A 21,360-nucleotide genomic window follows, 5' to 3' on the forward strand; every position below is an offset into this window, starting at 1 on the left:
TCCGGGTCCAATTGGAACGATACGGACTCTTGTCCCACTCGAAGACCATCGCGGCTTCGGGAAGCCGCCGATGAGCCTTCGCCTCGCGGTCTCCGGCGCCACGGGCCGGATGGGCCACACCATCCTGGAACTGGCCGCCAAGGACCCCCGTTTTGAGATCGTAGGCGCTTTGGAAAGTCCGACGCATGCCTCCTTGGGAAGGGCTTTGGCCGAAGTGCTCCCGGGTGTCGCCTCCAAGGCGAAATTGGCGGCCAAACTCGGCGATCTTTCCCCCAGACCGCAGGTCCTCATCGACTTCACCCAACCCCAAGGCACCCTGGGTTACCTCCAGGAAACGGCAGGTTCCGGCATCGGCATGGTCATCGGCACGACCGGGTTGAAGGATGACGAGAAAAAGAAGGTCCAGGACGCCTCCAAGTCCATCCCCATCGTGATGGCCACCAACATGAGCGTCGGCATGAACCTCCTTTTCGCCCTCGTGGAGGAGGCAGCCGCCAAATTGGGGCCCGCCTACGATATCGAGATCATCGAGGCCCACCACCATTTCAAGAAGGACGCCCCCTCGGGCTCGGCCCTCTCCCTCGGGGAAGCCGCCGCCCGTGGCCGCAAGGTCGATCTAAAGACCATGTCCACCCATGGCCGGGAAGGCCTGGTGGGGGAACGCCAGGAAGGCACCATCGGGTTCCACGCCGTCCGGGGCGGGGATATCGTGGGGGACCACCGGGTCCTCTTCGCGGGCCCCGGGGAAAGACTGGAACTGACCCACATCGCCCACAGCCGGGATGCCTTCGCCCAAGGCGCCCTCCAAGCCGCCCTTTTCCTCGACGGGAAGAAGTCCGGCCTTTATGACATGCAGAACGTCCTAGGGATCAAATAACCGGGCTTCCCGGTCCTTTCGGTCCATCGAAGAGAGTCCCATGAAGATCGCCCGTTTGCTCCATAACAACCGCCCCCGTTGGGCCATGATCCTGGACTCCGGGAACACCTACCGGGTCTTCGAGACCGATAAGCCCTGGGAAGAGCAGGTCTTCGACGGCAAATCCTACCCGGTCCGGCCCGAGAACCTCCTGGCCCCCGCCGTCCCCTCCAAGATCGTGGCCGTGGGCCTGAACTATAAGGATCATGTCAAGGAGATGGCCCACGAGGAGCACAAGGAACCGGTGATCTTCTTGAAGCCTTCTTCGGCGCTGTTGAACCCGGAAGGGACCATCCTTTATCCTTCGGCGTCCCAGCGGGTCGATTACGAGGCCGAATTGGCGGTGGTGCTCAAGGCCCGGCTCAAGGACGCCTCCCCCGAGGAGGCCTTGAAGGCGGTCTGGGGATTCACCTGTTGCAACGACGTGACCGCCCGCGATCTCCAAAAAACCGACGGCCAATGGGCCCGGGCCAAGGGTTTCGACAGCTTCTGCCCCTTGGGGCCCTGGCTGGTCACCGATTTCGTCGAGAAGGACCAGAAGATCCTTGGCCGGGTGAACGGGGTGGTCAAGCAGTCGGCCAAGATCTCGCAGAGGATCTGGGGGACCGCCCAGTTGCTTTCGTTCGTTTCCAAGGTCATGACCCTGGAACCGTTGGACGTATTGACCACCGGAACGCCTTCCGGGATCGGACCCCTCCAGCCGGGGGACCTGGTGGAGGTTGAAGTCGAAGGGATCGGCATCCTCAAGAATAACGTGCAAAAACGCTGAACCGTCGGATCGAACCCTAAGGAGAAACGGAATGGAATTCCCCCAAGCGGAACGCCTTAAAAAACTGCCCCCTTACCTGTTCATCGAAATGGACAAGAAGAAAAAAGCCGCCATCGAAAAGGGCGTGGACATCATCTCGCTCGCCATCGGGGACCCGGACCTGGCCACTCCCGATTTCATCATTGAGGCGCTCTACAAGGCCGCCAAGGACAAGGTGAACCACCAATACCCCCTCGGGTCGGGCTTGCCCAAGTTCCGGGAAGCCGTGGCGAAGTGGTACAAACGCCGCTTCCAGGTGGACCTGGACCCCAAGGACGAAGTGGTGGCCCTCATCGGTTCCAAGGAAGGGATCGGCCACCTGCCCATCGGCATCCTGGACCCCGGGGATGTGGTCCTCATGCCTTCGCCCGGCTATCCCGTCTATCACGCCGGGACCCTTTTCGCGGGCGGGGAATCCTATTTCATGCCCCTATTGGAGAAGAACGGGTTCCTGCCGGACCTGGACGCCATCCCAGCCGATGTGCTCAAGCGTGCCAAGCTGATCTGGACCAATTCCCCCAACAACCCGACCTCGGTCCTGATGGACAAGGCTTTCTATGAAAAGACCCTGGCCTTCGCCCAAAAGCACGGCCTCATCGTGGCCAATGACGCGGCCTACACCGAGCTTTATTACGACGGAAAAAGACCCGTCAGCTTCCTGGAGGTCCCCGGTTCCAAGGAAATGGGCGTGGAGTTCCATTCGCTCTCCAAGACCTTCAACATGACCGGCTGGCGTGTGGGCTTCGCGGTGGGGAACAAGAGCGTCCTGAAGGCCCTGGCCGAGGTGAAGGGCAACCTGGACTCGGGGGTCTTCAACCCCATCCAATACGCGGGGATCGCCGCCCTGGAAGCGCCCGAGGCCGTCACCGACGGCATCCGCAAGATCTACCAGGAACGCCGGGACTTGATGGCCGCGGGCCTCAAGAAACTGGGTTGGCAGTTCCAGGTCCCCCAGGCCGCCTTTTATTTTTGGATCAAGGTCCCCAATGGCATGAGCTCGGCCGACTGGTGCGGCAAGGTGTTGGAGGAATCGGGCATCGTCGTCACCCCGGGCAACGGGTTCGGCAAGGAAGGCGAGGGCTATTTCCGCGCCACCATCACTGCCGAGAAACACCGCCTGGAGGAAGCGTTGCAGAGGCTCTCGAAGCTCAAATAGGACGGTCCATGGCCATTGCGACATTCTCCTTGGGCTCGAACCTCGGCGACCGTTCCGGTTACTTGGCGCTGGCCCGGGACCATTTCATCGACAAATTCCGGATGGTCCGCTTCTCGCGGATCTATGAGACCGAACCGGTGGACTTGGTGGACCAGCCCTGGTTCCTGAACCAGGTGGTCGAAATCAGGACCGAGCTCTCCCCGGAATCTTTGTTAGAATGGGCCCGCTCCCTGGAAGCCAGGGCCGGCCGGCAACGGGACATCCCGAAGGGGCCCCGGACGCTGGATGTGGATATCCTCCTTTATGACGACCTTGTCGAGGAGGGGCCGGACCTGATCCTTCCCCATCCCCGCCTTGAGATGAGGCGGCATGTGCTGGTCCCATTGCGGGAATTGAGCCCCGGCCTGGTGCTCCCAGGTTCGGGTCGGACCCTAGAAGAGGCCCTGGAAAGGGTCCCGGACAAGGCGAAGGTCGAACCCTATGCTCCAGCATAAATACATCGCCATCGAAGGCCCCATCGGCGTGGGGAAGACCAGCCTGGCCGAGATCCTGGCCAAGAAGCTCAACGCACGCCTGGTCCTGGAAGGGGCCGTGGAGAACCCCTTCATCGCCGATTTCTACAAGGACATCCAGAAGCACGCCTTCCAGACCCAGATGTTCTTCCTGTTGTCCCGGTTCAAGCAACAGCAGGAACTTTCGCAGAACGAGCTCTTCCAGCAGGGGATCATCAGCGACTACATCTTCGCCAAGGACCGCATCTTCGCCAACCTGACCCTGGACGACAACGAGCTCAAGCTCTACGAGCAGATCCATACCCTGTTGGGCGTGCGGGTGCCCAAACCCGATTTCGTCATCTACCTGCAGGCCAGCACCGACGTTCTGTTGAAACGCATCGCCTTGCGGGGCCGCAAGTTCGAGAACCAGATCACCGCCGAATACCTGGCCGAGTTGAACCAGGCCTACAACTACTATTTCTTCCATTACGCCGATACGCCCCTCATGGTGGTCAATACCAGCGAGATCGATTTCGTGCACCGGGACGCGGATTTGGACGACCTCCTGGCCCACGCTTCGCGCATGACCAAAGGGACGGTCTATTACCAACCCGTCAGCGTGAAGAAATGAGCGATCATCGCTTGACCACCTTGGGATTCCGCCAGAAGGCCGACCGGGGCGAAAAGCTCGTGGTCGTGACCGCTTATGACTATTCCATGGCCCGGGCGGTGGACGAGGCGGGCGTGGACGCGGTCCTGGTGGGGGACAGTCTCTCCATGACCATGATGGGGCGTTCCGACACCCTGGCCGCCACCATGGATGAGATGGTCCACCACACCAAGGCGGTCGCCCGGGGCCTCCAAAAGGCCCTCCTGGTGGCCGATATGCCCTTCCTGTCCTATCAACTGGGACTGGAGGACGCCCTGGCCAATGCCGGCGACCTGATGGTCGAGGGCGGGGCCCAGGCGGTGAAACTGGAATGGTGCCCGCAGGCCCCCGAGGTCACTTCCTTCCTGGTGGAGAACGGCATCCCGGTCATGGGCCACGTGGGGTTCACCCCCCAGCATGTGAACCAGTTGGGCGGCTACCACGCCCAAGGCAAGGATGCGGCCTCGGCCAAGAGACTGCTGGACCAGGCCAAGGCCTTGGAAAGGGCCGGCGCCTTTTCGGTCGTTCTCGAACTCGTCCCTCCGGACACCGCCAAGCGGATCACCTCGGCCCTCAAGGTCCCCACCATCGGCATCGGGGCCGGCCCCCATTGCGACGGCCAGGTCCAGGTCCTGCACGACCTGCTGGGCCTTTTTCCCGACTTCCATCCCAAACATGCCCGCCGTTACGCGAACCTGCACGAGGCCGTCCGGAAGGCCGTGGATCAATATGCCCGGGACGTCCGCCAGGGTCGCTTCACCCCGGGGAACTGACGATGCCCTTGAAGGTCCTTGCCAAGCCCCACGAGGTCCAGGCCCTCGCCGTCCAATGGCGCCGCAAGGGCCGTTCCATCGGTTTCGTCCCGACCATGGGCGCGCTCCACGAGGGCCATCTCCAACTGGTCCGTCGCAGCCGCAAGGAGAGCGACATCACCGTCGTCTCCATCTACGTGAACCCGCTCCAGTTCGGTCCCCATGAGGACTACCAACAATACCCCCGGGTCTTCGAGCAGGACCTGGCCCTGCTCAAGAAGGAAAAGGTGGACTTGGTCTATCACCCGACCAACCACGAGATGTACCCGAAAGGATTCCATACGACCGTGGAGGTGGATGGAAGCGTCGTCCGGGGCCTTTGCGCGCGCGTCCGTCCCGGCCACTTCAACGGGGTGGCGACCGTGGTGGTGAAACTGCTGGGGGCCGTCCAGCCGCACCGGCTCTATCTGGGACAGAAGGACGCCCAACAAGTGGCGGTCCTCACCCGGGTCCTGACGGACCTGGACATCCCGGTCCTGGTCGTACCCTGTCCCATCGTCCGGGAAAGGGACGGTCTTGCCATGAGCTCCCGGAACCTGCGGCTCTCGCCCGTCGCCCGGGGCGTGGCGCCCGTCCTTTACCGGGCCTTGAAGGTGGGGAAGAGCATCGTGGACCTGGGTGAAACGGACCCGAAAAAGGTCCTGGCCGAGGTCCGCAAGGTCATCAAGGACGAAAAGAGCGTCAAGCTCCAATACCTGGAGGCCGTCAAACTACCCGACCTGGAGCCGGCCGATCGGATCAAACCCGGCACTATGATCGCGCTGGCCGCCTACCTGGACGGCGTGCGGCTGATCGACAACATCCTCCTCTGATGGGTGTTTTTCGGCCCTTCCCGTTGATTCCCCATCCTGAACTCCTTAACAATAATAGGACTTTCAACTTGGAGCGCTTTTAACCTTTCCGTTACACTATCCGCCATTCTTGAGGGGGGCGCGATGTCCAGGGTCTTCGTCAAATCCAAAATCCATAAGGCCACCGTGACCCAGACCGACCTGGATTACGAGGGGAGCATCACGCTCGACGCCAAGCTCATGAAGGCCGCCGACATCGAACCCTATGAGCAGGTCCATGTCCTGAACCTCAACAACGGGAACCGCCTGGAGACCTATGCCATCGAGGGCAAGGCCGGCTCCGGGGTCGTCTGCCTCAATGGCGCCGCCGCCCGTCACGCCGAAAGGGGCGACCTGATCATCGTCCTGACCTACCAGAGCTTCATTTCCAAACCGCCGGCCGGGTATCAACCCCGCGTCGTGACGGTGGACGCCAAGAACCGCGCCAAGAAGATCAAAGGTTAAGCAAGGAGAACACCATGTCCCTGGATATGTTCCTCGACGATACCGAACTGGTGAACCGCATCAAGGAGCTCAAAAAAGAGCGCAACGCGGTCATCCTTGCCCACAGCTACGAGCGGCCCGAGGTGCAGGACATCGCCGACCACGTGGGCGATTCCCTGGAGTTGTCGCGCCTGGCGGCCAAGACCGACGCCGACGTCATCGTCTTCTGTAGCGTCCACTTCATGGCGGAGACCGCCAAGATCCTCTCGCCCCAAAAGACAGTCCTTTTGCCCGCCGCCGAGGCCGGCTGCCCCCTGGCGGACATGATCACTCCCGAACAATTGGCGGCCGAGAAGGCCAAGTATCCCAACGCCGCGGTCGTGGCCTATGTGAACTGCTCGGCCGAGATCAAGGCCCTGGCCGACGTCTGCTGCACCTCGGCCAACGCCCTGCAGGTGGTCAACGCCATGCCCCAGGACGAGATCCTTTTCGTGCCCGACCAGCATCTGGGCCGATGGGTCCAAAAACAGACCCACAAGAAGATGATCCTCTGGGCCGGTTGCTGCCCGACCCACCAGCGCATGAAGGCCAAGGACATCCTGGCCATGAAACAAGAGCATCCCGATGCGGTCGTCGTGGTCCACCCGGAGAGCAACGAGGATATCTGCGGCATGGCCGACGCCGTGCTCTCGACCTCGCAAATGCTCCGCTACTGCCAGGCCTCGGAGGCCAAGACCTTCATCATCGGCACCGAGATGGGCATGTTGCACCGGCTCCGGACCGCCATGCCGGACAAGACCTTCCTGCTTCCCACCAAGAGCCTCATCTGCCCCAACATGAAGATGACCCAGTTGGAGGATGTTTATGAGGCCCTGAAGGACCTGAAATACCCCATCGAGATCCCCGAGCCCATCCGTTTGAAGGCCCTCAAGTCGCTGGATGGCATGTTGGCGGCGGTCCCGACCAAGTAATGGCTTCCCGCCGTCCGGTCACCCGACTCGGCATCGTGGGGTGCGGTGCCATCGGCTCACTGGTCGCCCGCACGCTGGACAAAAAGAACCCGGCCTACCGCGTCACCGCCCTGCTGGATACCCATGCCCCCCAAGCCGTCCGCCTCGCCCGGACCCTTTCCTCAAGACCCAAGGTCTGTACCCACCTGTCCGAATTGATCCGGCGTAGCGACCTGGTCTTGGAAGCCGCGTCGGTCAAGGCCGCCCTGCCGGTGGCCCGGGCCGTCTTGGGGAAGGGGAAGTCCCTGGTCCTGATGAGCGCGGGGGCCTGCCTGCTCCATGGAAAGGAATTGGCGGCATTGGCCAAGCGTCAAAGGACCAAGCTCTACATCCCCTCCGGCGCCGTCAGCGGGGTGGACGGGATCCGCTCGGCCCGGGCCTTGGGGACCATCCACCGCATCCGGATCACTTCCCGTAAACCACCCCGCGGGTTCCTGGGCGCGCCCGGCCTCACCTCCCGGCAACGAAAGTCCCTCGCGACGGCCCGCCGACCGATGGTTCTCTATCAAGGCGGCGTCCGGGGCGCCATCCGGGCCTTCCCGGCCAACGTGAACGTGGCGGCCACGACCGCCATGGCCTCGGGCTTGCCGAACAAGCTCCGGGTGACCGTGATCGCGGACCCGGGCGTGAAGACCAATCAACATGAGATCCAGGTCGAAGGTTCCTTCGGCCGGATGGTCCTTCGCACCGAGAACGTCCCATCCCCGGCCAACCCCAAGACCAGCGCCTTGGCGGTCCAGGCCGCCCTGGCGCTCTTGGAGAGGATCACCGCGCCGGTCGAGATCGGGTCCTGACCCTCCCATTTTTCACGGTCTTTCCCTCGTGTTTTTTCCTACAATAGACCAGCATCAATCCCGGAGGGTTTTTGTGAACCCAGGAGCATCGGGCGGGGAAGGGCCCCTCGCCATCCGTATCCGCGACCTTTCCCTGACCTATAAGACGGGTTTTTGGCTCACCCCCAAGATCAACCACGCCCTGAAGAGCCTCCATTTGGACGTACCCGAGGGCGAGGCCTTCGGGTTGATGGGACTCAATGGGGCGGGGAAGACCACGGTCATCAAGCTCATCTTGGGCCTGCTGCGGCCCAAGACCGGGGAGATCTCCCTGCTGGGCGGGCACATCACCCAGCGTTCCATCCGCGACCGTATCGGCTATCTTTCCGAATTGCCCTATTTCTCCAAGCAACACACCGGCCGGGAACTGCTGGAATACTTCGGGTCCCTCCACGGATTGGGCGGGGCGTCCCTGAAACACCGGGTGGACGAGGTCCTGGAAATGGTCCGCATGACCCAGGCCGCCGGACAAAAGGTGGCCGGTTACTCCAAGGGCATGCTCCAGCGCATCGGGATCGGACAGGCCCTCATCGGGAAACCCCGTCTCCTGATCTGCGACGAACCCATGAGCGGCCTGGATCCGGTGGGTTACAAGGAGATGCGGGACATCTTCCTGGATCTCAAAAGGGCTGGAACGACCCTCTTCCTGAACACCCACATCCTCGACGAGGTCGAACGGGTCTGCGACCGCGTGGGCATCCTTCACGAGGGGGTCCTGAAGGAAACCGCCCTTATTTCCAAGGTCCTGGAATCCTCCGTGCCCGTCGATTATTGGGTCGAGGTCCCCGCCGGGGAGGCCTCCAAGCTCAAAGGCCTTCCGTTCCAAGAAGCGGTCCAGGCCAAGGGCGGGGTCCAGGTCCCCGGACTGGTCCTGGGCGAGACCCTGTCCCTCATGACCTCCCGCCGCACCAAGATCACCAGCGTCCGGCCCCTTTCCTCGATCGTGGAGGCCTACTTCCTGCGGGCCATCGGGGCCCAAGCCTACCTCAACAAGCCCGTCGGCGGGGGTGAGGCATGAACCGGCTCGTCGCGGTGACCGTCTTCACCTTCCGGGAACTGGTCCGGAGCCGGCTCCTTTTCATCTGGCTCATCAGCACGATCCTGCTCTGCGGCCTGTCCTTCCTCATCTCCCTCTTGAGCTACGGGAGCATCCTGGAGATCTTCATGGACCTGGGGCTGACCGGCATGGAGATCGCGGGCACCCTGGTCCTTCTCTTGAGCCTGGTAAGTACCTACACCACCGAGATGGACCAAAAGGCCATCTTCCTGCACCTGGCCAAACCCTTGACCAAGGGCGAATATCTCTTGGGCCGCATCCTGGGTTTCTATGGGGTGATCGCCCTGGTGGTGGTGGGCATGGGACTGGTGGTGGTGGGTCTGGTGACCGGGGTGGGGGGCGGACAGGTGCCGGTCCTCTTCTACGAGTCCGCGGCCTTCATCCTGCTGGAGATGCTGGTCCTGACCACGCTGGGCCTGACCTTCCAGATGATCGCCACTTCCATGGTGGGGCTGTTCCTCTACACCTTCCTGACCATCTTCCTGGGCCACGCCGTGGGCCAGATCCTCTGGCTCCTGAACCAGAACATAGCCCCCTGGGTGAAGACCCTGCTGCGGGTCATCTATTACATCCTGCCCAACATGGAGGCCTTCAACCTCAAGGACCGGCTTTATGATCCCACCCTGGTGTTGGGAAGTTCCCAATGGTGGGATGTGCTGCTCTATACCTTCTCCTATTGTTTCGTGGTCTTCCTGATCGGTTGGGTCAACCTGGAGAAAAGGGAATTCAAATGACCGACTGGGTCCGTGATCCTCGGCGCATCCTGCCCATCCTGGTCCTTGTCTTCTGCCTCCAGGCTTTCCTTTCCCAAAGGCTGACCCATTGGGTCCATCCGGTCCCCTATGAGAACAGTCCCAGCCTCCAGATGGACCGGCGGATCTCCTCCACCATCCGGGCGGGGGCCCTCTTGACCGGATGGCGGGTGCTTTTCGGCCATGTCTTTTGGATCACCGTGATCCAGTATTACGGCGATTCGGACAATGCCGCCGACCGCTTCTCCAAACTCTACGACTACTGCCGCCTGGCCTCGGACCTGAATCCCCAGTTCCTCTCCGTGTACACCTACGGCGCTTCGGCCTTGGCCTTCCACCTGGGAAGGGTCGAGGAGGCCGAGGAACTGCTGGAAAAAGGGGTGAAGGCCAATCCCCAAGCCATCCGTTTGAAGGTGCTGCAGGCGGCCATCCTTTACCAGCACCTGGACAAAATGGACCTGTTGATCCCCCTCCTCGAGGAAGAGGCGAGCCGTTCCGATGCGCCCCAACAAATGATCAACATCCTCGCCAATGCCTACACGAAAGCCGGGCGCTATTCGGACGCCATCCGGGTCTGGAAACGGGTCCTCCAAGGCGATTTCCCCAAGGATCAGAAGATCACCGCGGCCCAAAAGCTCCAGGAGCTCTACGAGATCCTGCGGTCGCCCTCCAAACCCGGAGCCCACTGACCTTTGGGAAAGATCCCCCTTCTTCCTCCGCGAGCGGCCCTGCTGGCCGGGCTCCTCTTCCTGGGTGCGGGGAACCTGCCGGCCCAGGTCCCGTCGGGACCCACGGGAGCGCCCCTTTCCAAGTCCATGGTCCCGCGCTTCAAGACCTCCGATCCTTTCGTGGCCCATTCGGACCACTCCTTCTACTTCAAGGAGAACCTCACCAACGCCCTTTTGCGCTTCACCACGGCCCCCGATTTCAAGGTCAACGACCCCGTCTGCCTGAACGACCTGGGCTACATCTATTTTTATTTCGGCGAATACGGGGAAGCGGCCGCCCAGTTCAAGAAGGCCCTCGCCTTGAACCCCGCCTATACGGCCGCGGCCGTCAACCTGGGCGTGGCGTCCCATAAGGTCGGGGAGGATGACCTGGCCCTCCGTTACCTGGGCCAGGTCCGCGACAGCGACCCGGCCCGGGGCGAGGCCCTCTACGACCTGGGATTGATCCAATACGAGCGGGGGAACTATCCGCAAGCGGTGGGCTACCTGGAGGAAGCTTCCAAGGTCGTGGGGTCCGACCCCAAGGTCTGGAACAACCTGGGCTGCGCCTATTTCCAGGTGAAGGACTTTCCTTTGGCCTTCCAGGCCTTCAAGACCTCGGTGGCCAACGGCGCCTCCTTTTATCACGCCTACTACAACGAGGCCGTCGCCTCGCTCCTTTCGGGCAACTATGAGGAGGCGGTGGAGGCGACCAACCGGGCGGTCCGCCTCTCGCCCTCCAACCCGGACGCTTATAACCTCCTGGGGCTCGCCTTCCTGTTCAACCAGAACTACCTGCGGGCCTCGGTGGCCCTCGCCAAGGCCATCCAGATGCGCAACAACGACGCGGGCTACTTCAACAACCTGGGCCGGGCCCAGTTGGGACTGGGTCATTACAAGGACGCGGAGAAAATGTTGAAAAGGGCGCTGCTCTTCCAACCGGACCTCAAGCCCGCCCTTTGGAACATGGGCGACCTCGAGCTGCGCCAGGGCCGGATCAAACAGGCTTTGGCCCACTACCTGAACGTCGAGGGCTGGGACGAGGCCCAGGGCAATGCGGTCTTCCACTACAACTTCGGCGTGGCCTATTACAAGGACAAGGACCCTAAGGACGCCCGTCTTCATTGGGAAAAAGCCCGTCAATTGGATCCCGATTACCTCGAACCTCTCTATGGCCTCGCCGTCCTGGCCCACGAAGGGAAGGACAATGAAACGGCCCTGTCCCTGGCCCAACAAGGCGAGGTCCAGGAACCCCAATCCTCCCGTTGGCCGCTCCTGGTCGGGGACCTTCAGAAGGCCCTGGGTCATCCCGAGGACTCCTTGGCTTCCTTCGAGAAGGCCCGTCAGATGGGACAGAAGGACCCCAAGCTATTGGCCAAGATCGAAAGCCTGAAGAATGACCGGTCCGCCTCCGGGGATCAGGCCTCGGGAACGGGAGCCGCACCTTCCCCCCAGGAATCCTGGGAGGGAATGCATCAATTGGCGGAGAAGGCCCTGCGCACCGGCGACCTGGAAGTGGGCCGCACCTTGGCCCGCACCGAGACCGGACAATGGCCCCAGGACCCGCGTTCCTGGGAGGACCTGTCGCGCGTCGAGGAAGCCGACGGCAAGAAGGAGGAGGCCCTTGCCGGTATGGAGCGGGCCCTCCGTCTCGCGCCCGACAACGCCCATTACCTGGAAGAATGCGGCAAGCTGGCTTTCGAAGCCGGTAAATACCAGGTCGCCAGCCGTTATTTCGGCCTGGCCGTCAAGGCTCCCGGCGGTTCCTGGGAGGGCGCCTTGGGCCTCGGGTCCTGTTCCTTCAAATTGAACCTCTACGACGAGGCGATCCTTTACTGGCAAAAAGGCGCCCAAGAATTTCCCGATCATCCCGAATTCCTCTATGACCTGGGACGGGCCCATTACCAGAAGGGCCAGGTCTCCCAGGCCATGCTCTATTACCAGAAGGCCTTGAGGATGCGCCCCGTCTATCCCGAGGTCCTGACGAATTGGGCCGCCATCGATCTGGATGCGGACCGACTGGACGCGGCGGAGCAGAAATTGAAAAAGAGCCTGTCCCAGGATCCCAGGACGGCCGAGACCTATTTCAACCTCGGCACCCTCGAATTGAAGCGGGGTTATTTCACCGACGCCCTGAAGTATTACCAGCAAGGCCTGGAGGTCGATCCGAACGACGCCAACGGCTATTACTGCCAGGGGGTCGCCTTCTTGAAGCTCGGCCAATGGGCCCGGGCCCAATCCCTCCTGGAGAAGACCCTCGAGAAGGACCCCAACCACGCCGACGCCCTCTATAACCTGGGCAAGGTGGCCGTGGAAATGGACGATTACGGGAGCGCCCAGCGCTATTTCGACCTTTCCCTCAAGGCCAAGCCCGGCCAAGGGGACGCCTATTTCGGGATGGGCTTGGTCCAGTTCCATGAGGGCCACTACAAGGACGCCCAACTGCAGTTCGTCAAGGCCCAGAACGATTACCAGGTGGGGCACGAGGCGCTTTATTACCTGGGCAGGACGGAAGAAAAGCTGGGGGACGCCGCCTCGGCCGAGGCCTTTTACCGGCAATCCCTGGAACGGCACCCCAGTTTCGGGCTGGCCCACCTGACCCTGGGCGACCTTTTAAGGTCGAACGGCCGTATGCTGGAAGCCCGGCAGGAATACCAAAAGGCATCCCTCCAACGGGAATACCCGGAGATCGCGAAGGCGGCCGATGCCAAATTGAGCGAAATGCCATGATCCATCTCGTGACCTTGAATCCCGCCCTGGACCTGGAGCTTTACCTGCGTTCCCCCCGCCATGGCAAGATCGGGGAAGTCCTTTTCTCGGACGTTGAATCCGGGGGCAAAGCCCTGAACATCGCCCGCTACCTCAAGAAAAGCCGGGTCCCTTTCACGGTCTGGTCCGGCACCGGGGGCGGGGATCATCCCACCCACCTCCTCTACCGATCGCTCCTGGAACGGGAGGGGCTTGCGGTGAATTTCCTCAGCCGCCAGGCTCCGGTCCGTTTGAATGTGGTGGTCGAAAGGAACGGCAGGAGGGAGAAGTTCAACCACCCCGGGTTCGAATTGGACCTGACCGGATTCCAACGTTTGGACCGGACCTTGCGACGGGACGACCTGCTGGTCCTGACCGGGCGCCTTCCCCAGGGGATGAACCCCAAGCTCTACGCTTCCTGGGCGGCGGCCTACGGCGCCAAGGGTGTCCGGGTGGCGGTCGATACCTCGGGCGTGCCCCTGCGGGAAGCCTTGAAGGCGGGGGTTTGGTTCTTCAAAGTGAACCTTTTCGAGTTCAACGAAGGTTTGGGCAAAGGTTTCCGGGACCTGGACCAGGTCGCCAAGTTCATCCCGGTCTTTCTCAAGGCGGGTTTGTTGCATGGAGCCGTCACGAACGGGGCCGAAGGCGCCGTCCTATGGAACGGGCCCGTGGCCTGCCGGGTGAAGCCTTCCCAAAAGTTGTCCGGAAAGATGGTGGTCGGGGCCGGGGACGGCTTCCTGGCCGGGTACCTCAAGGCCTACCGGGAGAAGAAGAACTTCTGGGACTGCGCCCGGACGGCCGGCGCCTTCGCCGCCACCGTGGCCCGGACCGGTATCATGAAATTCGATGCGGACTTGGCGAAGAAAAACCTTAAAAGGACCACCCTTCAGCGTCTTTAGCCACCGATGAAGGGGATGAACGCCGATAAAATAGGGCTTCGATCTCGTCTTATCCCATTCATCGGTGTTCATCGGTGGCAAAATGCCGTTGCCTTTCCGGTTGTTCACTCTGCGGCGAAAGTGTCTTCATGAACGGCGAATCCCGTACGATCCACTCCGTCTCCGAGGTGCTCCAGGCCACCCGCATGCTCCTGGAAGGGAAGTTCTCCAACATCCTGGTCCAGGGCGAGCTGACGGACTTCAAACACCACTCCTCCGGGCACATGTATTTCTCGCTGAAAGATGACAAAGGCGTCCTACGCTGTGCCTTTTTCAAGGGCCAGAACTACGGCCTGGCCTTCAAGCTGGAGAACGGCATGAAGGTGGTGGCGGGCGGTACCCTCTCCCTTTACCAGGCCTTTGGCCAATTCCAGATGATCGTTCAGAGCGTGGAACCCCAGGGCGTGGGAAGCCTCCAACTGGCTTTCGAGCAATTGAAGAAAAAGCTGGGGGAAGAAGGGCTTTTTGACCCGGCCCGCAAGCGCGCTCTCCCCAAATACCCCAAACGCATCGCCATCGTCACCTCGTCCCAAGGCGCGGCCATCCAGGACTTCCTGAAGATATTGGCCACCCGGGTCGGCATCGAGGGCTTCGACATCTTCGACGTCCATGTCCAAGGCAAGGAAGCCCCGGCCGAGATCATCGCCGCCATCCGGGAAATTTCGGAGAGGGAAGAGCACGACGTTTTGGTCCTCACCCGGGGCGGGGGAAGCCAGGAAGACCTGGCGGTCTTCAACGACGAAGGCGTGGTGCGGGCCCTGGCGGCCTCCCAAGTACCCACCATCAGCGCCATCGGCCACGAGGTGGATTTCAGCCTTTGCGATTTCGTCGCCGACCTGCGGGCCCCCACCCCCACCGCCGCGGCCGCCATGCTGGCCCCGGGCCGGGACGAGGTGGCCGCCGAGATCGAAGGATATGCCCATCGTCTGCGGGACGCCTGGATGGACCAACTGGAAGGGAAGCGCCGCGACCTCAAGGAACTGGCGGGCATCCTTCAGGAGCGGCGGCCGGACCATCTCATGGCCGAGGCAAGGCAGGACCTGGATCGCCTGGCGGAAGACCTGGAAGAAGGGCTCCTGCAAAACCTCCAGGACCAAAAGCTCAAGCTCCAGCGTTTCTCTGATTTCCTGGCCCGGGTGACGCCCATGTCCCAGGTCCAACCCTACCGGGAGAAACTCAAAGGTCTCGCGGCCCAACTCCAGGCCTATCACCCCCACGGTCCCTTGAAGCGGGGTTACGCCATCGTCAGCGAAGGATCGACGGGCAAGATCCTGCGCGACGCCAGGCAGGTCGCCCAGGGGGACCGTCTTCACGTCCAGCTTGGGACAGGCTCCCTGGAGTCCGAAGTCCTGAGGATCGAGGACCCTTCAGATCCCCAGTGAGCATGAAAGCGGTTTTTCGGACCCGAGCGCGCCGCTTTCTTCCTTCCCGGATTTTTCGATTTCACTAAACTAAGCCGGGCTCGTTGAGCCATCTTCGATATCCAAGATCCAAGGGAGCCAGGCATGAAAGTCATCTCACGGTCGATCGTCGCCTCCATCTTCATCGGGACCCTCGCCCTGACCTCCTCCTTGACGGCCGAACCCGCCCCGGGTCACTACAAGAATTTCAGGACCGCCATCTATATCGTGGTGAACGCTACCAAATCCTTCTCCGACCGGGAACGGTTGCAGAAGGAATTCGACCGGGTCATGGAACAGGTGAAGTTCGATAAGGTCTACCTGGAGGTCTACCGGGACAAGAATTTCGCCGATGAGTCCACCTTGGAAGGCACCATCCAATTCTTCAAGGACCACGGGATCGAGGTTTGGGGCGGCATCACCCTGTCGGCCGGCGGGGGAAAAGGGGGCCAGTTCGGCACCTTCGACTTCGAGAAACCTGCGGACCGGGCCGAATGCAAAAAAGCGGTGGAGATGGCCGCCCGACACTTCGATCACGTCATCCTGGACGATTTCTTTTTCTACACCAGCAAATCCGACATGGACATCCGGGCCGAGGGCAAGCGCTCCTGGACCCAATATCGCTTGGACACGATGCGCAAGGCCGCCCGCGAACTGGTATTGGGTCCCGCCCGGAAGGTCCATCCCGGCATCCAGATGATCATCAAGTACCCGAACTGGTACGAGCATTTCCAGGGCCTGGGCTATGACCTGGACCAGGAAGCCAGGGACTTCGACTTCATCTACACCGGGACCGAGACCCGGGACCCCGTTATCACCGATCAACTTCTGCAACAGTACGAGAGCTATCAGATCTACCGCTACCTGAACAACATCAAGCCCGGCCGTAACCTGGGCGGTTGGGTGGACATCTACAGCACCCGCTATGTGGACCGCTATGCCGAACAGTTATGGGACACCCTCTTCGCCAAAGCTCCCGAGATCACCCTCTTCAATTGGTCCCACTTCAGCGACACCTGGCCCTTGAAACCCGGGGACCGGGACGCCTGGAAGTCCCTGGATACCAGCTTTGATTGGGACGAGATGGTGAAGGGATATCATCCCGTCGATCAGGAGCCCCTGGGTTGGGGGAGGGCCGCCGGCTATTCCTTGGAGAAGGTGGACGGGGTCTTGGGCGACCTGGGCCGGCCCATCGGCATCGCCAGCTACAAGCCCTATCAATCCACCGGGGAGGATTTCCTCCACAATTACCTGGGGAACATCGGCATCCCCATCGATCTTTATCCCGAGTATCCCTCCAAGGCCGATACCATCCTATTGACCGAATGCGCCAAGTTCGACAAGGGCATCGTCGGCAAGATCGAGAAGAGCCTGAGGGAAGGGAAAAAGGTCTTCATCACTTCCGGTCTCCTGGGCGCCCTGCAGGACAAGGGCATCCGGGAAATCCTGGAAGCCGAGCCGACGGGACGCAAGGTCCTCGTCCACGACTTCATCGACGGGTTCGGGGCGGGGAACGGCGCCAGCTTGAACGATCCCAAGGTCGACCACCCCGCGGTCCTTTTCCCCGAGATCCGGTTCCTCACCAACGACGCCTGGGGCATCATCCGGGGCGTGGCGGCGGCCAAGGGCTTTCCGATCATCCTGATGAACCATTATTCCAAGGGGATCATCTACGTCCTCACGATCCCCGAGAACATCTCCGACCTTTACAACCTGCCCCAAGCCTTGACCGCGAAGATCAAGAGCTACCTGATGGCCGATTTCCCGGTGCGCATCGATTCACCCGCCCAGGTGTCGCTCTTCGCCTATGACAACGACCATTTCGTGGTCGAGTCCTTCCGGCCCGAGCCCAGCGAGGTGACCTTGGTCCTCCCGAAGGAAGGGATGAAGGTCAGGGACACGATGGCGGAGCGATCCCTGTCGGCCCAACCCATCCCGACCCCGGACCCGAACAACTGGTGGGCCAAACAGGATCCGACCGCTCCCCGGACCGAGTTCAAGGTCACGATCCCGCCCCATTCCTACCGGGTCTACGCGATCGAAAAATAGGCGACCGCGCGGTCATTCCAAGCCCCGGGCAAATCGGCTAAGATAGCCCAACTTTTCCAAGGGGTACCCATGGCCGCCCAATCGTCCTTCGAAGATTCCCTCAAAAAGCTCGAATCCATCGTGGAAAAGATGGAATCAGGCGACCTCAAGCTCGAGGACTCCCTCAAGCTCTTCGAGGACGGCATGAAACTCACCCGCGAATGCAACGCCCGCCTCAATGAGATCGAGAAGAAGGTCAAGCTGCTCCTGAAGAGCGCCTCGGCGAAGGCCAAAGACGAAGCCTCCGAGGATTGACCTTGGCCTTCCTCCTGAAGTCCTACCTGGAAAAGAAGCGTCTGCTGGTCGAGAAAGGCCTTCGGCGGGCCTTTCAAAACCGGGCCAACTGCCCTCCGGCCCTTTGGAACGCCATGCGTTACAGCATTTTCGCCGGGGGCAAGCGCCTGCGGCCCATCCTCTGCCTGGCTTCCGCCGAGGCCTTGGGTCTCCCGCAAAAGGACGCTTTACGGATCGCCGTGGCCCTGGAGATGATCCACACCTACAGCCTCATCCACGACGACCTTCCGGCGCTCGATGACGACGATTACCGCCGTGGCCGCAAGACCAACCACAAGGTCTATGGGGAGGCCATGGCCATTCTGGCCGGGGACGGCCTCTTCACCTACGCCTTCGAGTGGGTCACCGACCCCAAGGGCTATTCGGCCCCCTACCGCCGCAACATCGCCTCGGTCGCCTACGAACTGGCCCATTACGCCGGCTGGCCCGGTATGGTGGGGGGGCAAGTGGACGACGTCCTGGCCGAACGCCAGGTGCCGCGCCTCGCCAAGGTCCTTTCCATCCACCGCCGTAAGACCGGCGCGCTCCTCCTTTCCAGCGTCCGCCTTCCGGCCCTTTTGGCGGGCGCTTCCCGTCCAAAGCTAAACGCCGTCACCCGTTACGGTTGGGCCGCCGGGTTGGCCTTCCAGGTGGTGGACGACATCCTCAACGAAACGGGGAGCAGCCGGGAATTGGGGAAGAAGGCCGGCAGCGACCGGGCCCGCGGTAAAATGACGTTCCCCGCGGCGATCGGTTTGGACGCCTCGCGGCGGAAGGTCCGCCTCCTGACCGGGGAAGCCCTGGGATCCCTCCGGACCTTGGGGCCCAAGGCCGAACCTTTGCGGCAGTTGGCGCTCTACATGGCCGAACGGACGAATTGAGGAAGGCATGGATCCCCTGACGCAGATATTTACCTCGAAGATTTTCTATGTGACCGCCATCGGTTGGGCCGTCGCGCAGGGCCTGAAAGTATTGATTTACTATTGGAGGAACCATAAAATCGACTTTCGATTGTTCGTCGGAACCGGTGGCATGCCGAGCTCACATTCGGCCTTCGTGAGCACCATGGCCACCAGCATCGGATTCACTTCCGGTTGGGATTCCCCCGTTTTCCTGTTGGCCTTCGGGTTGGCGGCCATCATCATGTCGGACGCGGCGGGCGTCCGCCGGGCCGCGGGGCAACAGGCCAAGATCCTCAATGCGATCATTGACGATCTTTACAGTTCCAAGCCCGTCCCTCCCGAGCGCCTGAGGGAACTCCTGGGGCATACCCCTGTCCAGGTCTTCGTCGGGGCCTTTTTGGGGATCGGCATCGCCGTTCTGTTCTACAAGCTTTAACGGAGACCTTGCGGATGTACGAGTATCTCGACAAGATCGAAAGCCCGGCCCAGTTAAGGGCCCTCGCGCCCGAAGCCCTGCCCAAGGTGGCGGAGGAACTGCGCGACTTCCTTTTGACCTCGGTCTCCAAGACCGGCGGCCATTTGGGCTCCAGCCTGGGCGCGGTCGAACTGACCCTGGCCCTCCACTACGTCTATGACACCCCCCAGGACCGCATCGTCTGGGACGTCGGGCACCAGGCCTACGGCCACAAGGCCCTGACCGGCCGCCGGGAGCTTTTCCCGACCCTTCGCCAGTTCAAGGGACTCTGCGGTTTCCCCAAGCGCAACGAGAGCGAATACGACACCTTCGCGGTCGGGCACGCCGGGACGGCCCTTTCCGCCGCCTACGGCATGTCCCGGGCCCGGGACATGCAGAAGAAGGAGTTCCAGGTGGTGGCCGTGGTGGGAGACGCCTCCATCTCCAACGGCCTCTCCATGGAGGCCCTGAACCATATCGGCGACGACCCCAACCTGAACATGACGGTCATCCTCAACGACAACGAGATGTCCATCTCCCCCAGCGTGGGATCCATGACCGCCTACCTGAACAAGATCCTGGCGGGGAAGTCCTACAACGAGGCCAAGACCCACGTGGAGCGCTTCATCGACCGCATCCCCAAGGTGGGCCACCAGATGCTGGCCATGACCCACCACGCCGAAGAGGCCCTCAAGGGATTCATGACCCCCGGGACCCTCTTCGAGGAACTGGGCCTTCGCTACTACGGCCCCATCGACGGCCACGACCTCAGGACCCTGGTGGAGATCTTCAAGAAGGTGAAGCAGTTGAAGGGCCCCATCCTGTTGCATGTGGTCACCCAGAAGGGGAAGGGCTACAGCTTCGCCGAGGAGAATCCCGAGAAGTTCCACGGCGTGACGGTCTTCGACAAGGAAACGGGCAAGAGCACCTCCGCGCCCGTCGCCGGCGCGCCCCCGGCCTACACCAAGGTCTTCGGCGATACCATGATCGAACTGGCCCAACAGGACCCCCGGATCGTGGCCATCACCGCCGGCATGCCCGAGGGCACCGGCCTCAAGAAGTTTGGCGAATCCTTTCCGGACCGTTTCATCGACGTGGGCATCGCCGAGGGCCATGGCGTCTGCATGGCGGCCGGTCTGGCCTGCGAGGGCATGGTGCCGGTGGCGGCCATCTACTCGACCTTCCTGCAGAGGGCCTACGACCAGATCATCCACGACGTCTGCCTCCAGAAACTTCCCGTGGTCTTCGCGTTGGACCGGGGCGGTCTGGTCGGGGAGGACGGCGAGACCCACCAGGGCGTTTACGACCTCTCCTACCTGCGTTGCGTACCCAACATGACCGTCATGGCCCCGGCCGATGAGAACGAACTACGCCACATGCTCTACACGGCGGTCGGCCACGGCGCCCCGATCGCCTTGCGTTATCCCCGCGGCAACGGGGAAGGGGTGGCCCTGGATCCCGTCCTCAAGAAACTCGAGATCGGCAAGGGCGTTCAACTGGAGGAAGGGAAGGATTTCGCCCTCTTGGCCATCGGCCGCATGGTCGGTGTCGCCAAGCAGGTCCGTGAGATGTTGAAGAAAGAAGGACTGGAAGGGGCGGTGGCCAACATGCGCTTCGTAAAGCCATTGGACGAGGCTCTCCTCTTGTCCCTGGCCCGCAAATCAAAGGTCCTCCTGACCCTGGAAGAGAACGTGCTGATGGGCGGTTTCGGGAGCGCGGTCCTGGAAGCCCTCCAAAAGAACGGGGTGTCCGATATCGCCGTGCGCTGCGTCGGCATCCCCGATAAGTACATCGAGCACGGTAAACCCCAATTGCAGAGGGAAATGTGCGGTCTGGAGCCTTCACAAGTGGCCCAGGCGGTGCGTGAGGTCCTCAAGGACCAAAAACCCTACATGCTTGGGGTGGTGTAGATGGCCGAGGCAAAGTCCCCAAAACGCGGCTATCTTGTGTTGGACGCCCTCCTCGTGGTGGGCCTCATCGTCGTCTTCCTGGTCCTCAACCACCACAAGCCCTCCTCTTCCACTGAGCCCCAGGCGACCCCCGCCGTCACCCCCGGCCCTCCATCCACCACCGTCCCGTCCAAGACACC

Annotated in this window: 21 protein-coding genes; all 21 read left to right on the forward strand. The window is 61.8% G+C overall.

The window, feature by feature from the left end:
• Positions 1-70: 70 nt before the first annotated feature.
• The 21 genes from dapB (at position 71) to dxs (ending at position 21,181) form a co-directional block, all read left to right on the forward strand.
• Positions 71-877 (forward strand): 4-hydroxy-tetrahydrodipicolinate reductase, encoded by an 807-nt coding sequence (dapB, locus tag VHE12_08605; GenBank protein ID HVZ80844.1) that lies wholly within the window; start codon positions 71-73, stop codon positions 875-877.
• 40 nt (positions 878-917) lie between these two features.
• Positions 918-1,685 (forward strand): fumarylacetoacetate hydrolase family protein, encoded by a 768-nt coding sequence (locus VHE12_08610; protein HVZ80845.1) that lies wholly within the window; start codon positions 918-920, stop codon positions 1,683-1,685.
• A gap of 31 nt (positions 1,686-1,716) precedes the next feature.
• Positions 1,717-2,880: an LL-diaminopimelate aminotransferase gene (locus VHE12_08615; protein HVZ80846.1), complete on the forward strand. Its 1,164-nt coding sequence runs from the start codon at positions 1,717-1,719 to the stop codon at positions 2,878-2,880.
• 8 nt (positions 2,881-2,888) lie between these two features.
• Positions 2,889-3,374, forward strand: coding sequence for a 2-amino-4-hydroxy-6-hydroxymethyldihydropteridine diphosphokinase (gene folK / locus VHE12_08620; protein ID HVZ80847.1), 486 nt, complete (start codon positions 2,889-2,891; stop codon positions 3,372-3,374).
• Positions 3,361-4,005: a deoxynucleoside kinase gene (locus VHE12_08625; GenBank protein ID HVZ80848.1), complete on the forward strand. Its 645-nt coding sequence runs from the start codon at positions 3,361-3,363 to the stop codon at positions 4,003-4,005. Before folK ends, VHE12_08625 begins: the two co-directional genes overlap by 14 nt.
• Complete coding sequence (gene panB / locus VHE12_08630; protein ID HVZ80849.1) at positions 4,002-4,796, forward strand: 3-methyl-2-oxobutanoate hydroxymethyltransferase; 795 nt, start codon at positions 4,002-4,004, stop codon at positions 4,794-4,796. The genes VHE12_08625 and panB overlap by 4 nt, the downstream gene beginning before the upstream one ends.
• Positions 4,797-4,804: 8 nt before the next feature.
• Complete coding sequence (gene panC, locus VHE12_08635) at positions 4,805-5,647, forward strand: pantoate--beta-alanine ligase (protein ID HVZ80850.1); 843 nt, start codon at positions 4,805-4,807, stop codon at positions 5,645-5,647.
• A gap of 123 nt (positions 5,648-5,770) precedes the next feature.
• Positions 5,771-6,130 carry an aspartate 1-decarboxylase gene (gene panD, locus VHE12_08640; protein ID HVZ80851.1) on the forward strand — a complete coding sequence of 120 codons (360 nt, stop codon included), beginning with the start codon at positions 5,771-5,773 and terminating at the stop codon, positions 6,128-6,130.
• Positions 6,131-6,144: 14 nt separating this feature from the next.
• Complete coding sequence (nadA, locus tag VHE12_08645; GenBank protein ID HVZ80852.1) at positions 6,145-7,080, forward strand: quinolinate synthase NadA; 936 nt, start codon at positions 6,145-6,147, stop codon at positions 7,078-7,080.
• Positions 7,080-7,913, forward strand: coding sequence for an aspartate dehydrogenase domain-containing protein (locus tag VHE12_08650; GenBank protein HVZ80853.1), 834 nt, complete (start codon positions 7,080-7,082; stop codon positions 7,911-7,913). Before nadA ends, VHE12_08650 begins: the two co-directional genes overlap by 1 nt.
• Before the next feature lie 73 nt (positions 7,914-7,986).
• Positions 7,987-8,970, forward strand: coding sequence for an ABC transporter ATP-binding protein (locus VHE12_08655; protein ID HVZ80854.1), 984 nt, complete (start codon positions 7,987-7,989; stop codon positions 8,968-8,970).
• Positions 8,967-9,743 carry a hypothetical protein gene (locus tag VHE12_08660; protein HVZ80855.1) on the forward strand — a complete coding sequence of 259 codons (777 nt, stop codon included), beginning with the start codon at positions 8,967-8,969 and terminating at the stop codon, positions 9,741-9,743. Before VHE12_08655 ends, VHE12_08660 begins: the two co-directional genes overlap by 4 nt.
• Positions 9,740-10,450 (forward strand): hypothetical protein, encoded by a 711-nt coding sequence (locus tag VHE12_08665; protein HVZ80856.1) that lies wholly within the window; start codon positions 9,740-9,742, stop codon positions 10,448-10,450. Before VHE12_08660 ends, VHE12_08665 begins: the two co-directional genes overlap by 4 nt.
• A gap of 3 nt (positions 10,451-10,453) precedes the next feature.
• Positions 10,454-13,198 carry a tetratricopeptide repeat protein gene (locus VHE12_08670; protein HVZ80857.1) on the forward strand — a complete coding sequence of 915 codons (2,745 nt, stop codon included), beginning with the start codon at positions 10,454-10,456 and terminating at the stop codon, positions 13,196-13,198.
• Positions 13,195-14,115 carry a PfkB family carbohydrate kinase gene (locus VHE12_08675; GenBank protein ID HVZ80858.1) on the forward strand — a complete coding sequence of 307 codons (921 nt, stop codon included), beginning with the start codon at positions 13,195-13,197 and terminating at the stop codon, positions 14,113-14,115. The genes VHE12_08670 and VHE12_08675 overlap by 4 nt, the downstream gene beginning before the upstream one ends.
• A gap of 128 nt (positions 14,116-14,243) precedes the next feature.
• Positions 14,244-15,536: an exodeoxyribonuclease VII large subunit gene (xseA, locus tag VHE12_08680; protein ID HVZ80859.1), complete on the forward strand. Its 1,293-nt coding sequence runs from the start codon at positions 14,244-14,246 to the stop codon at positions 15,534-15,536.
• A 123-nt stretch (positions 15,537-15,659) separates the two neighbouring features.
• Positions 15,660-17,603 carry a hypothetical protein gene (locus VHE12_08685; GenBank protein HVZ80860.1) on the forward strand — a complete coding sequence of 648 codons (1,944 nt, stop codon included), beginning with the start codon at positions 15,660-15,662 and terminating at the stop codon, positions 17,601-17,603.
• A 69-nt stretch (positions 17,604-17,672) separates the two neighbouring features.
• On the forward strand, positions 17,673-17,897 hold the full coding sequence (locus tag VHE12_08690; GenBank protein HVZ80861.1) for an exodeoxyribonuclease VII small subunit: 225 nt from the start codon (positions 17,673-17,675) through the stop codon (positions 17,895-17,897).
• A 2-nt stretch (positions 17,898-17,899) separates the two neighbouring features.
• A complete protein-coding gene (locus tag VHE12_08695; protein ID HVZ80862.1) occupies positions 17,900-18,796 on the forward strand; it encodes a farnesyl diphosphate synthase in 897 nt (298 codons plus the stop codon).
• A 7-nt stretch (positions 18,797-18,803) separates the two neighbouring features.
• On the forward strand, positions 18,804-19,253 hold the full coding sequence (locus VHE12_08700; protein HVZ80863.1) for a divergent PAP2 family protein: 450 nt from the start codon (positions 18,804-18,806) through the stop codon (positions 19,251-19,253).
• Positions 19,254-19,267: 14 nt separating this feature from the next.
• Positions 19,268-21,181 carry a 1-deoxy-D-xylulose-5-phosphate synthase gene (gene dxs / locus VHE12_08705; protein HVZ80864.1) on the forward strand — a complete coding sequence of 638 codons (1,914 nt, stop codon included), beginning with the start codon at positions 19,268-19,270 and terminating at the stop codon, positions 21,179-21,181.
• Positions 21,182-21,360 lie beyond the last annotated feature (179 nt).

Source organism: bacterium (assembly GCA_035549195.1).
GTDB lineage: Bacteria > Oederibacteriota > Muellerivitia > Muellerivitales > Muellerivitaceae > DASZRK01.